The organism is Herbiconiux daphne (assembly GCF_024979295.1).
In the GTDB taxonomy this organism is placed as follows: domain Bacteria; phylum Actinomycetota; class Actinomycetes; order Actinomycetales; family Microbacteriaceae; genus Herbiconiux; species Herbiconiux daphnes.
On sequence record NZ_JANLCJ010000001.1, the window covers coordinates 51,138 to 63,860 of the forward strand.

The 12,723-nt window shown below is 69.2% G+C and carries 12 protein-coding genes; 6 read left to right on the top strand and 6 right to left on the bottom strand.

Annotation, left to right across the window (positions count from 1 at the left end; all coding sequences use genetic code 11):
* The first annotated feature begins 79 nt into the window (after positions 1 to 79).
* Positions 80 to 1,348 (top strand): MFS transporter, encoded by a 1,269-nt coding sequence (locus N1032_RS00285; RefSeq protein ID WP_259536666.1) that lies wholly within the window; start codon positions 80 to 82, stop codon positions 1,346 to 1,348.
* Here the strand turns inward: N1032_RS00285 and N1032_RS00290 are convergent.
* Genes N1032_RS00290 through N1032_RS00315 form a run of 6 tightly spaced genes read right to left on the bottom strand, consistent with a single transcriptional unit; the run spans position 1,314 to position 7,123 of the window.
* A complete protein-coding gene (locus N1032_RS00290) occupies positions 1,314 to 2,546 on the bottom strand; it encodes a dienelactone hydrolase family protein (protein WP_259536667.1) in 1,233 nt (410 codons plus the stop codon). The two genes, N1032_RS00285 and N1032_RS00290, sit on opposite strands and share 35 nt — an antisense overlap.
* Positions 2,543 to 3,400 (bottom strand): class II fructose-bisphosphate aldolase, encoded by an 858-nt coding sequence (locus N1032_RS00295; protein ID WP_259536668.1) that lies wholly within the window; start codon positions 3,398 to 3,400, stop codon positions 2,543 to 2,545. The genes N1032_RS00290 and N1032_RS00295 overlap by 4 nt, the downstream gene beginning before the upstream one ends.
* Complete coding sequence (locus tag N1032_RS00300; protein WP_259536669.1) at positions 3,369 to 4,304, bottom strand: 1-phosphofructokinase family hexose kinase; 936 nt, start codon at positions 4,302 to 4,304, stop codon at positions 3,369 to 3,371. Before N1032_RS00300 ends, N1032_RS00295 begins: the two co-directional genes overlap by 32 nt.
* Complete coding sequence (nagA, locus tag N1032_RS00305; protein WP_259536671.1) at positions 4,298 to 5,440, bottom strand: N-acetylglucosamine-6-phosphate deacetylase; 1,143 nt, start codon at positions 5,438 to 5,440, stop codon at positions 4,298 to 4,300. Before nagA ends, N1032_RS00300 begins: the two co-directional genes overlap by 7 nt.
* Complete coding sequence (locus N1032_RS00310) at positions 5,437 to 6,339, bottom strand: ROK family protein (RefSeq protein ID WP_259536672.1); 903 nt, start codon at positions 6,337 to 6,339, stop codon at positions 5,437 to 5,439. Before N1032_RS00310 ends, nagA begins: the two co-directional genes overlap by 4 nt.
* Before the next feature lie 7 nt (positions 6,340 to 6,346).
* Complete coding sequence (locus N1032_RS00315) at positions 6,347 to 7,123, bottom strand: SIS domain-containing protein (protein WP_259536673.1); 777 nt, start codon at positions 7,121 to 7,123, stop codon at positions 6,347 to 6,349.
* 268 nt (positions 7,124 to 7,391) lie between these two features.
* On the opposite strand from N1032_RS00315, the gene N1032_RS00320 reads away from it, so the two are divergent.
* From N1032_RS00320 to N1032_RS00340, 5 genes are all read left to right on the top strand, one after another.
* Complete coding sequence (locus N1032_RS00320; protein WP_259536676.1) at positions 7,392 to 8,174, top strand: DeoR/GlpR family DNA-binding transcription regulator; 783 nt, start codon at positions 7,392 to 7,394, stop codon at positions 8,172 to 8,174.
* Between the two features lie 131 nt (positions 8,175 to 8,305).
* Positions 8,306 to 9,511 carry a Gfo/Idh/MocA family protein gene (locus N1032_RS00325; RefSeq protein WP_259536677.1) on the top strand — a complete coding sequence of 402 codons (1,206 nt, stop codon included), beginning with the start codon at positions 8,306 to 8,308 and terminating at the stop codon, positions 9,509 to 9,511.
* A gap of 63 nt (positions 9,512 to 9,574) precedes the next feature.
* Positions 9,575 to 10,846 carry an ABC transporter substrate-binding protein gene (locus N1032_RS00330; RefSeq protein ID WP_259536681.1) on the top strand — a complete coding sequence of 424 codons (1,272 nt, stop codon included), beginning with the start codon at positions 9,575 to 9,577 and terminating at the stop codon, positions 10,844 to 10,846.
* Positions 10,843 to 11,823, top strand: coding sequence for a carbohydrate ABC transporter permease (locus tag N1032_RS00335; protein ID WP_259536683.1), 981 nt, complete (start codon positions 10,843 to 10,845; stop codon positions 11,821 to 11,823). The genes N1032_RS00330 and N1032_RS00335 overlap by 4 nt, the downstream gene beginning before the upstream one ends.
* The gene (locus tag N1032_RS00340) at positions 11,816 to 12,667 is read left to right on the top strand and encodes a carbohydrate ABC transporter permease (protein ID WP_259536684.1); all 852 of its coding nucleotides are present in this window, start codon (positions 11,816 to 11,818) and stop codon (positions 12,665 to 12,667) included. Before N1032_RS00335 ends, N1032_RS00340 begins: the two co-directional genes overlap by 8 nt.
* Positions 12,668 to 12,723 lie beyond the last annotated feature (56 nt).

Here is a 12,723-nt window from a genome sequence, read left to right on the forward strand (position 1 = left end):
GCGGTGGAGTCGTTGATCGTCGAAGTCCAGGCCGACTTGTCTGCCGACGATCCGGGCCAGCCGCGTGGAGGCGTCGACGATGGCCGACGTGCGGCGCGCTGCGCAGATGCTGATCCTTCGCGTTCGATCAGGGCGCGAGCGCTATGCCTCGTTGTTCTCGCCCCCGGGTGCGGCCGCCTTCTTCGCGGGTGCCTCCGTCGCTCGACTGGGCGTGGCGATGACCGGTCTCGGCCTCTTGTGGACCGTGCAGTCGCTGACGGGCTCCTTTGCGCTGGCCGGCCTCGCGACGGGAACCTTCGCCGCCGGCGAGGCCGTCGCCGGTCCGCAGCTCGCCCGGCTGGTCGATCGATTCGGGCAGACCAGGACGGTGCCCCTACTCCTGGCCGGTCACCTGCTCGGTCTGGCGTCGGTGGTGGCCGGATGCCTGAGTGACAGCGTTCCGGTTCTCATCGCCGGAGCGGTTGTCGCCGGAGGATCGCTGCCGCAGCCGGGCGCCTTGTCGGCGGCCCGCTGGACTCATCTTCTGACCGACCGCGACCGGCTGCGCACGGCGTTCTCGCTCGAGGCGGCCGTGAACGACGTGGTGTTCCTCGCCGGACCGCCCGCGGTGACTCTCGCGAGCGGCCTGATCTGGTGGGGGGCCGGCACGGTCGGCGCCGCCGGTCTGCTCGTGGCCGGATGCGTCGTGCTCGTCGCCCAGCGGCGCACCGCACCCCCGGCCCGAGCTCGCGACGCGCGTGCCGAGGGTGCGCAGACGGCCGTGAGGAGATCCGGCGGCGGCTTCGTGTCCCGCCGGCTGGTGTCGACCCTCGGGGTCGTGTTCGGGCTGGGCTGCTTCTTCGGCGCTGCGCCGATCGTGGTGACCGCTTTCACCGCCCAGCAGGGTTACGCCCCCGCAGCCGGCGTGATCGTGGCACTCACGAGTCTGGCGAGCCTCGTGAGCGGCCTGGCCTACGGCGCGATCCGCGTGCGACGAGCTCCTTCGACCGTGCAAGCACTGGCCGCCGTGACCCTCCTTGCCTCGGTGATGGCGGCAGCACTCGCCCCGGTGCTTCCGGTGATCGTGCTCGCGCTCCTGGTCGCAGGCACCACGATCGCTCCGGTGCACGTCACCTCCACGCAGCTGGTCGAGACGACGGTGCCCCGCCACGCCCTGACCCGCGGCTTCACCTGGATCAACACGGCCTCGGCCTCCGGAATCGCCGCCGGAGGAGCGCTGTGCGGAGTCGTCGTGCAGGCCGCCGGCGTTCAGACGGCACTGGTCGCCTGTAGTGCGCTGATCGCCGTGGCGCCGGTGAGTGCCCTGCTCGGCGTCAGGGGTTCACGAGCGAGCGATGCCATCGGATGAACGCATCCTGCATCGGCACTCCGAACGAGTGCGGGGCATCCTCCCAGTGCGCTCGGTAGCGGGCCGACGCGCCGGCAGCGGCGTAGCGCTCCGCGAGTCGAACGTCGGCGGCCCGAAGCCCCTCCGCCGGGAACAGCTCGTCCTCGGCGGCGAAGCCCACGAACAGCGGCCGCGGTGCGCGCGCCCCGGCGATGTCGGGCCATTCCGCGACCCGCCCGATGCCGGGATTCAGCATCATCCAGGTGTGCTTGTTCACGTAACCGTCGACGAGCGAGCCGAAGGTCGACATCATCGACATCACCCCGATGGCCCGGATGTCGTCGCTGAGCGCCGAGGCGAGCACGGCCCGCGCTCCGCCGCCCGACATCCCGACGAGCGTGACCCCGCCTGGCGCCACATCGGCACGATCGGCCAGAAGCCGGGCCGCCAGCAGGTCTTCGCTCACGACGACCCCGCCCCACGACGTGCCGAGCAGCCCGAGCACCTTCGCCACGGCGTCTTCGTAGGGAGCGGCGTGGATCTCATACCGCTCCGCCTCGCCGAGGAGCGCCCCGGCTCCGACGGCCTCAGCTCCTGCCCCCGCCCCTGAGCCGGCTACGGCAGCCGCCGCCTCCGCGAGCGCCGCATACCGCTCGCTGCGCGCCGACATCCCCGACACCGGGAACCGCCTGCTGCCCCAGCCGAACACGTCGTGCACGAGCACGCTCGCGCCCGACCGCGCGATCTCGTTCGCCATGGCCCGCCCGCCGTACGACTGCGATCGCAGTCGCTGTACCTCGGGCGCGGTCTCGCCCGGCCCGTCGGCGATCTTCTCCTTGCCGAAGTACTTCACATCGCTGTGGCAGTGCAAGGCGACGACACCGGGAAGGGGGCCCGTCTCTCCGGCCGGACGCAGAAGCCACGCCTGGGTGTCGGGCCCCCATCCGGCGTTCCAGCTGAGGGCGACGCCGTCGATCCCGTCCCGCGTCCAGCTCTCGCCCTCGCGCACGATCGTGGTGCCGCTGCTCGCCGGCACCCCCAGCACGTCGCGCAAGCGGGCGGCGATGACGCCGGCGTCGTCTTCGCGCGGGAACGGCGGTGTCGGCAGACGCTCGGCCAGTCCTTCGAACCCCACCAGTTCTCGGCCCGAGAGGGCCGTTGCGCCGACTCCGGATGTCGCATCGCTCGTCATGCCGCTCCCCTCGGGTGATCCGGTCACCGCACCTCCGCCGATCGCGTCGAGTGTACGGTGCGCAGCAGTTCCGCTGCGACCGCCGCCATGGCGGAACGGGCGTGCCCGAGACCGGGGCGCGGGTCGGACTGCCGCGGATTCGCGCTCAGGTGTTCCCGCAATGTGCCCGTGTAGGCGATGTTGAGCACCGTGCCGATGTTCACCTTGGTGATGCCGCGACGCACCGCTTCGACGATCTGCTGATCGGGAACGCCGGACGAGCCGTGCAGCACGAGGGGCACCGGCACCACCCGATGGATCGCCTCGATGAGATCGAGGTCGAGGAGGGTCTCGCGCGACTGCTGGGCATGCACGCTGCCCACCGCGACGGCGAGCGCGTCGACCCCGGTGCGGTCGACGAACCGGCGTGCTTCATCGGGGTCGGTGCGCACGCCCGGGGTGTGAGCCCCGCCTTTGCCCCCGACCGCCCCGAGTTCGGCCTCCATCAGCACTCCGGCGTCGTGCGCCCACTCGGCTGCCTGGGCGGTGGCCCGCAGGTTGCGGTGGAACTCGAGGTGCGACGCGTCGAACATCACCGACGACGCGCCCGACGCGGCAGCCGCCTTGCACAGATCGAGCGACATCGAGTGATCCAGGTGCAGGGAGGCCCGCGCCGTCGACGATTCGATCGCCGCGACCGTCGCGCGCGCGATCGGCGCGACCTCGTCGCCGTGAAATCGGATCGCATTCTCGCTGAGCTGCACGATCAGGGCTCGGTCGGCCGCTTCGGCGGCTTCGAGCAATGCCTCGACCTGTTCCAGGGTGATGGCGTTGAACGCCGCGACACCGACGCCGGCGTGAACGGCTTCGTCAACGAGAGTGGCGGTGGTGGTGAGCGTCATCGAATCCCCCTTCGAGGGTGACTGCGGTCAAGAATTCGCGGTAGTGGCCGGCATCGACGTGGCCGGCCAAGGGATGCGCCACGGCCGCGGCCGACAGTGCGACGGCCCGCACGGCGCTGGTGGAGAGGGGCAGATCGTCGCGCAGCCCCAGGGCGAGTGCGGCCACGGCCGCGTCACCGGCTCCGGTCGGGTTGCCGCTCACGAACCCCGGCGGGCGTGCTCGTGCCGTCTCGTCGGCGGTGCAGAGCAGCATGCCGTCCGGGCCGAGTGACACGGCGACGCATCGCGCGCCGAGGGCCAGCAGCACGGCCGCGCCCGCTGCGGCGTCTCGATGCCCGGTCGAGCGTTCGAGCTCCTCGGCATTGGGTTTGACCAGGTCGGCCCCGGCCGCAGCGGCGAGCAGAAGCGGTTCGCCACTCGTGTCGACGACGATCGCGCTGCCCCGTGCATGGGCCTCGCGGGTGAGGCGGGCATAGGCGTCGGGCGGCGCCTGGGAGGGCAGTGACCCCGACGCGATGACGACCGACCCGTGCGGGATGAGGTCGACGAGCTCGGGTTCCACGTGCCGCCAGGTGAATTCGAGCCCGTCGCCCGGTTCGTTGAAGGCCGTCGCGCCCTCGTCGTCGACCACCACGAGGGTGCGGCGAGAGTCGCCGCCGACCGAGATCGAGCTGTCGCCGATGTTCGTCGACGCGAGGTCGCGGCGGATCTCAGCCCCCGTCGCCCCGCCCACCAGACCCGTGGCCGTCACGCGCTCGCCGAGCCCCGCCAGAACGCGCGCCACGTTGATTCCCTTGCCACCCGCCTGAGCGCGCACGGAGTTGACGGTGTGACTGGCTCCCGGCTGCAGCCGTTCGACCGTGTAGGTCACGTCGAGTGCCGCGTTGAGGGTGATGGTCAGCATGCCGGTGCCTCGACCGGAACACCGGCGCGCACGACGAGTCCGGGTTTCCACGAGGGGTCCATCGCCACGAGATCCGCCCTCATGCCGACGCCGATCGCGCCGATCTCGTGCTCGAGCCCCAGCAGCCTCGCCTGGATGCCGGCGGCGGCATCGACCGCGGCCACGACATCGACACCCAGCGCCATCGTGTTGCGCACCGCCTCGGCCATCGTGAGCGTGCTGCCGGCAAGTGACTGCTCGGTGACCGACCAGGCTCGTCCGTCGCGCACGTCGATCTCGGCTCCGTCGAGACCGAAGACGCCATCGGGCAGTGTGGCTGCGGCCATGGCGTCGGTGATGAGCACGACGCGGCCGGCGGCCAACCGGAACACGGCCCGGACGACATCCGGATGCACGTGCACGTTGTCGTTGATGATCTCGACCGAGCACGCCGGGTCGAGGAGGGCGGGGATCACCGGCCCGGGGTCGCGGTGGTGGATGGGCGGCATCCCGTTGAACAGGTGCGTGATGTAACCGCTCCGGCCCGCCAGCGCGGCGGTCATCTGTTCGTCGGTGGCCGAGGTGTGCCCGAACGCGGCGATCACGCCGCTCTCGTCGAGCCGGGCGACGAGGGCATCGGCACCGGGCAGCTCGGGAGCGAGGGTGACCGACTTCACCCACCCGGAACCGGCGGCGAGGAGTCGGTCGAGCTCGGCGGCATCCGGAGCCCTCAGCAGGGCCTCGGGATGGGCCCCGCGATGTGCGGCAGACAGGAAGGGCCCCTCGAGATGGATGCCGAGCAGTTCGCCTCTCTCGCAGAGCTCGACGAGATCGCGGCAGCGGTCGAGCATCTGCGGCAGCGCGGCCGTGGCGAGGCTGGCGAGCATCGACGTGGTGCCCGTGCGCCGGTGCGCATCGATCGTCGTCGCCGCGCCGCGCGGCCCGTCGGCGAACGAGCCGCCGCCACCGCCGTGCACGTGCAGATCGATGAATCCGGGCAGGAGCCACCTGCCGTCGAGCGAGCGGGCTCCGGCCGGAGGGGTTCCCTCGTCTGCGCGGCCGATGCGCGTGATGCGGTCACCGGAGATCTCGAGCCAGCCGTCGACGACACCCGACGGCGTGACGATGCGGGCGTCGCTCAGCACGAGGCCTGTCATCGAGCCGTCGCCCAGGCGCGCAGGCCCGCCCCGCGGCACCCCGCCCGGTCGCCATGGCGGGCCGTGAGCACGGCGACATGGGGCGAGCCGAGGGCGCCCAGCCCCGCCTTCACGGGCTCGACCAGAAAGTCGCCGGCGAGCGCGACGCCGCCGCCGAGCACGACGGCCTCGAGGTCGAGCAGGGCGTCGGCGCCGCTCAGCACGCTCGCGAGCGCGTCGGTCGCGCGCGCCCACACGGCCCGGGCATCGGAATCGCCCTGCTGCGCGCGATCGACCACCCCGGCGGCGTCGAGCGCCGCTCCGGTGCGTTCCCGGTACTGCCGGGCGATCGCCACCGCCGAGGCGATCGCCTCGAGGCATCCCCGCTGGCCGCACAGGCAGGCGTCGGTCTCGGCGCCGACCCTGACGTGACCGAGCTCCCCGGCACGATTGTTCGGGCCCGAGCGCACCTCGCCATCCAGAATCACAGCGCCGCCGATTCCGGTTCCGATGGGAACGAACAGGGCCGACGTGACGTCGGCCGCCGCACCGTCGAGCGCCTCGGCCCGGGCACCCGCCCGCACGTCCTGGCTGAGCGCGACGGGGAGGCCGGTTCGTGCGGCGAGAAGCCGTTCGAAGTCGCGGTCGTGCCATCCGAGGTTCTCGGAGTAGATCGCGACTCCTCGCTCTTCGTCGACCAAGCCCGGAACGGCGACGCCGATGGCGAGGGGCCGGATGCCCTCCGGCGGCTGCACGGCCTCTTCACCGACGAGGGCGATGATGGCGTCGACGGTCTCGTCAACGGTGCGGCCGACCGGTGTCGGAACGGTCCAGGCGGCGAGGCTCCGGATGTCGCGATCGAGCCAGGCCGCCTTGATCCGCGTTCCGCCGACATCGACGGCCAGCACCGCTTCGCGCATCGTCGCCTCAGCGATCGGTGAGGGTGACGGCCCGGGTCAGGCTGCGAGGGCGGTCGGGGTCGAGACCGCGATCGTTCGCGAGCAGCACCGCGAGACGCTGGATGCGCAGAAGATCGACGACGGGATCGCTGAGGTTCTCGATGAACAGCGCTCCGGTCGGCTCGACGTCGTCGGCGATGCCGCTCGGCTCGGTGCCGAGCGACCACACGACCCGGCCTGGTTCGGCGATGCTGATGGGGCCGTGGCGGTATTCGAACGCGGGGTAGGACTCGGTCCATACCTGAGCCGCCTCCCGCAGCTTCAGGGCGGCCTCGTTCGCGAGCCCCACGCTCCATCCGCGGCCGAGGAAGGTGAACTGACCGGCGACGCGCGCCCGGGCGTCGATCTCCTCGAGCGCGGCCTCCCGCCCGGCCTCGATCACGGAGCGCAGGTCTTCGCCGAGCGACGCGCGGAGCGCCATGAGCGCCGTGGTCGCGAACCGGGTCTGCACGATCGATCGTTCATCTGCCCAGTCCAGCACGATCGCCCCCGGAACGGCCTGGGCGAGCGGCGCGTCGGGGTCGGCGGTGAGCGCCATCACGCGAGTGCTCGTGCCGAGCTCCGCGACGAGATCGAGGATCTCGGTCGTCGTTCCCGACCGGCTGATCACGAGCACCGTGTCGTAGTCGCGCCCCCGAAGGGAATGCTCGCTCGCGGCGAAGGCGTCGGTGACGCCGAAACCGCCGGCCTCGCGGAGTCGCGCGTACGACTGGGCGATGAACCAGGATGTGCCGCAGCCGATCACGGCGACCTTCTCGCCCGGTGCGGGCAGGTCACTGGCGCGGTCGAGTTCTGTGGCCTGCTGCCAGCAGTCGGGCTGGCTGGCAATTTCTGCCGCAACGTAGCTGATGATCGGCTCCTCTCACGTAATCTGCTTCCACAATGTACATAAATGCTTGTTAAGTCAATGTTTCAAGCACTATGTGACATTCGCTTCGGTAGTCGCTGCGCATTCCGGCACCTAGCGGCACGTCGGCCCCTATGCTCGGAGGGGATCACGCGAGGGAGGAAGCATGAAGCGCGCTGACCGCTGGAACCGGATCTTGGAGACGATCGGAACGCACGGGGTGGTGGACGTGGAGTCGACGGCAGCCCTCCTGGACGTCTCGACCGCCACGATCAGGCGTGATCTCGACGAACTCGCCCAGCAGCAGATGGTCGTGCGCACGCGCGGCGGGGCCGTCTCGCATTCCGTCTCGTACGACCTGCCGCTGCGCTACAAGTCGTCCCGCCAGGCCTCCGAGAAGCAGCGGATCGCCCAGGCCGCCGCCGAACTGGTCACCGACGGGTCGATCGTCGGCATCAACGGCGGAACCACGACGACCGAGGTGGCGCGGGCCCTGGCCCTCAAGACCGGCGAGCCCGATGTCCACGGTCGCAGCCTGACGATCGTCACCAACGCCCTCAACATCTCCAGCGAGCTCGCCGTGCGCACGAACATCAAGATCGTGTCGACCGGCGGGGTGCCTCATCCGCATTCTTACGAGTTGATCGGCCCGTACGCCCGGCACGTCCTGGAGCAGATCCACGTGGATGTGGCGATCATCGGCGTCGATGCGATCGACGCGGTGCACGGCCTCACGGGGCACAACGAAGACGAGTCGATCATCAACAGTCTCATGATCGAGCGCGCCTCGTCGGTGATCGTGGTGGCCGACCACACCAAGCTCGGCAAGCGCGCCTTCTCGCAGATCTGCGGCATCGACGCCGTCGACGTTATGGTCACCGACAGCGAAGCGCCGGACGACGTCATCGAACGGTTCCGCGCGACCGGCGTGCGCGTCGTTCTCGCCTGACCTCAGCGTCTTCTCCGGCGCGACGCAGTTGTCGCATCTTTGCAAAAATGTGTTGACACGCTGCACGTTAATGATTCAACATGACTTCAAGCGAGCAACTTGAATCATTTAGCGTACGGAGAGCCATCCAGATGAGCGTGGAAGACCGGCCCGGAACTGCCCAGCCCCTGCGGGTCGCCGTCATCGGCTATGGCGAGCGAGGGCGCGATCTCGCCACGTGGATCGGGTCGGCTTCGACACCTGCTCAACTCGTGAGCATCGTCGACCCGTCGGAGGAATGCCGCAGCGTCGCCCGCACGACTTTCGGGGGTTCCGTCGAGCTCGAGATCGGCCTCGCCGGCATCCGGGCTCCGCAGATCGACGCGGCGATCGTCGCCACCCCCGACGACACCCACGCCGCCGTCGCGATCGAGCTTCTCGGGCGCGGCATCCCCGTCTACCTCGAGAAGCCGATGGCCACGACAGTCGAAGACGCCGATGCCATTCTCGACGCCGCGGCACGCACCGGCACGCGCATCTACGTGGGCCACAACATGCGGCACACCGCCATGGCGCAGACCATGAAGTCGCTCGTGCAGTCGGGCGAGATCGGCGAGGTCACCGGCATCTGGTGCCGTCACTTCGTCGGGCACGGCGGGGACTACTACTTCAAGGACTGGCACGCCGACCGCACCCGCTCGACGGGGTTGCTGCTGCAGAAGGCCGCGCACGACATCGACTTCATGCACTGGCTCGCCGATTCGTACAGCACCCGCGTCGTGGGCATGGGCGACCTGCTGGTCTACGGCCGCATCCACGACCGCCGCGACCGCAGCGGAGAGCGGATGAAGGAGTGGTTCTCGCTCGACAACTGGCCCCCGCTGGAGCAGACGGGTCTGAACCCCGTCGTCGACGTCGAAGACGTCTCGATGGTGCTCATGCGCTTCGCATCAGGCGCCATGGGCAGCTACCAGCAGTGCCACTTCACGCCGGACTACTGGCGCAACTTCACGGTGATCGGCACCGAGGGCCGCCTCGAGAACTTCGGCGACAGCGGCGACGGAGTCATCCGGGCCTGGAAACGACGTTCCGCGTACTCCCCATCGGGCGACGCCGAATACGAGTTCCGGGGCGACGACTTCGGGCACGACTCCGCCGATCGCGAGTGCGTCGAGGAATTCCTCCGCTTCGTCGCCGACGGCACCTCGCCGGTCACCTCGGTGCTGGGCGGCCGCTTCGCCGTGGCCGCCGGAGTCGCGGCGACCCGCTCACTCCGGGCGGACTCGGAGCCGCAGACCATCACCCCGGTCGACGACGAGGTGACGCGTTACTTCGAACTCGGCCAACCCGCCCGATAGACCGCATCCAGACCGCATCACCCAACGCACCCCAGGCACCATCGACCCCAAGGAGATTGTTCAATGAGAGGCAAATACGCCGTCGCGATCCTCGCGTCTGCCCTGCTCGTCGGTCTGGCCGGCTGTTCCGGCTCCGGATCGGAGCCCGCGGCTGATGGTGACATCAGCGGAGACCTGACCTACGCCATCTGGGATCAGAACCAGCAGCCGGCGATGGAGAAGATGGCCGACGACTTCATGGCTGAGCACCCCGACGTGAAGGTCACGGTCGAGGTCACCCCGTTCACCCAGTACTGGACGAAGCTCCAGACCCAGGGCTCGGCGAAGACCCTCCCGGATGTGTTCTGGATGAACGGCCCCAACGCCAAGATCTACGCCCCGAGCGGCCTGATCGAACCGATCACGTCGCTCGTGGACGACGGGCAGATCGACCCGGCGAACTATCCCGAGTCGCTCGACGAGCTCTACACGATCGACGGGGTGCAATACGGAGTGCCCAAGGACTTCGACACCATCGGCGTCTGGTACAACACCGACCTGCTGCAGAAGGCGGGCGTGCCCGAGCCCACCGCGGACTGGACCTGGGATGACTTCAAGGCCGCGGCCCAGACCGTGAGCGACAAGCTCTCGGGCGATGGCGTCTACGGCGTCGTGGCCGAGCTGACCGGTCAGCAGAGCTATTACGACTCCATCTTCCAGGCCGGCGGATACGTCATCTCCGACGACATGAAGACGTCGGGCTATGACGACCCGAAGACCATCGAGGGGCTGCAGCTCTGGACCGACCTCATCGCATCCGGAGCGTCACCCTCGGTGCAGCAGCTCTCCGACACCACGCCCAACCAGTGGTTCACCTCCGGCAAGGCCGCGTTCTACCAAGCGGGCAGCTGGATGGCGAGCGAGATCGCCGAGTCCCCGATCGCGGCCGACGTGAAGACGGTGCAGATGCCCGCCGAGGAGAAGAGCGCCACCGTCATCCACGGTGTCGCCAACGTGGTGGCCGCCGACAGCCAGAACAAGGCCGCCGCCCAGGCGTTCCAGGCCTACCTCGGTTCGAAGGAGGCTGCTCTCACGCTCGCCGAGCTCGGGGCCGCGATCCCGGCCTTCAACGGAACCCAGCAGACCTGGGTCGATTCGGAGCCCGGCTTCGGTCTGCAGATGTTCCTCGACGCCACGAGCTACGCCGTGCCCGACCCCGAGTCGTACAACACGACGGCGTGGCGCGACCTCGAGTACGAGCTGCTCCCGCAGGCCTTCTCCGGCGAACGGCCGGTCAAGGAGGTCGCTGACGAACTGGCCGAGCGCATGAACGCCCTCCTGGCTGAGGAACAGTGACTCGACTGACGACGGTGCCGCGGCCGGCTGGCGATCTGCGCCAGCCGGCCGCCGGCCCGCGCGCCGGCACCCCGGTGCGGCCGCCTCGACGCCGCTCGCGCCGATCGAGCCAGCGGTCACTCTGGGGGTGGGCCTTCATCGGTCCGGCGGTGGCGGGTCTCTTCGTCTTCTACCTCTGGCCCCTCGTTCAGACCGCCTACTTCAGCTTCACGAAGTGGGGCGTCTTCGGCGGCTCGACCTGGGCCGGCATCGCCAACTACCAGAAGCTGCTCAGCGACCCGGCGGTTCTCACGTCGCTGCGCAACACGATCGTCTACACCGCCATCGTGCTTCTCGGTGTGCCCATCGCCGTCGTGACCGCGTCGCTGATCAACCGGCCCGGTCTGCGGCTGGCGAAGCTCTACCGGGTGCTGTTCTTCATGCCCTATGTGGCGATGCCGGTCGCGGTTGCACTGGTGTGGCGGCTCATGTTCAACGGGGACTTCGGAATAGTGAACGCCGCCCTCGCGGTCGTGGGGGTGGAGGGGCCGCACTGGACCTCGACCCCGGGTCTGGCCCTGGTCGCACTCGGGGTGGTGGGGTTGTGGGCGTCGATCGGGTTCAACATGATCATCATCAGCTCGGGACTGGCCTCCATTCCCCAGGAGCTCTACGAGGCGGCCCAGCTCGACGGCGCCGGCGGCATCCGGATCTTCTTCTCGGTCACCGTGCCCCTGCTCGCGCCGACCCTGTTCTTCGTCGTCGTGATCACGACGATCACCGCGTTCCAGGTGTTCGATCTGCTCTTCGCGTTGCTCGGCGCGATGAACCCGGCGATGCCGCAGACGCAGTCGTTGATCTACCTCTTCTATTCCGAGGCGTTCGTCTCGAACGACAAGGGTTACGCGGCCGCGATCGCGCTGCTCATCCTCGTCGTCATCGGCGCCGTGACCGCCATCCAGTTCCGGCTCCAGAGAAGGTGGGCGAACATTGACTGACGCGCTTCGACAACGGTCACGCCGCCGCGCCGGCATCGGCTCGTTCCTCACTTACCTGGTGCTGACCATCGGCGGCATCGTCATGGTGTTCCCGTTCCTGTGGCAGATCGTCATGTCGCTGTCGACGAACTCGCAGGTGATGAGCGTGCCCCCCACGTTCTGGCCCGGCCAGCTGCAGTTCGGCAACTTCGTGGAGGTCTTCCAGAAGATCCCGTTCTTCGATCAACTGTGGACGTCGGTGCTCATCACCGTTCTGCGAACAGCCGGGCAACTCGTGCTGTGCACCCTGGCGGGCTACGGGTTCGCGCGCATGCAGTTCCGCGGCAAGAACATCGTGTTCGCCCTCGTGCTGTCGCTCTTGATGGTGCCCCCGCAGATCTATCTGATCCCGCAGTACCTGATCATCCAAGATCTCGGCCTGCTCAACACGGCCCTCGGCGTGGCGCTGCCCGGCTTCTTCAGCGCGTTCGGCATCTTCCTGATGCGCCAGGCCTTCATCGGCCTGCCGACCGAGCTCGAGGAGGCGGCTCGCCTCGACGGCGCGAACGTGTTCCAGACCTTCTACAGGGTGATGCTGCCCCTCATCGGGCCGAGCATCAGTGCGCTGATCATCATCACCGTGCTCTGGTCGTGGAACGACCTGCTGTGGCCGCTCGTCGTCACGACCAGGGCCGAGAACATGCCGCTCTCGGTCGGCCTCGCGGCGCTGCAGGGCCAGTTCTCAACCGACTACTCCGTGCTGATGGCCGCGAGCCTGCTCGCGACGCTGCCCGTTCTCATCCTGTTCCTCGCGCTGCAGCGCCGGGTGGTGCAGGGGCTCGCGTTCTCGGGCATGAAGGGCTGAGCGAGCGGATGCCGCGGCGGGACTGATCAGGCCGTGATCAGCCCGACCCGTCTAGG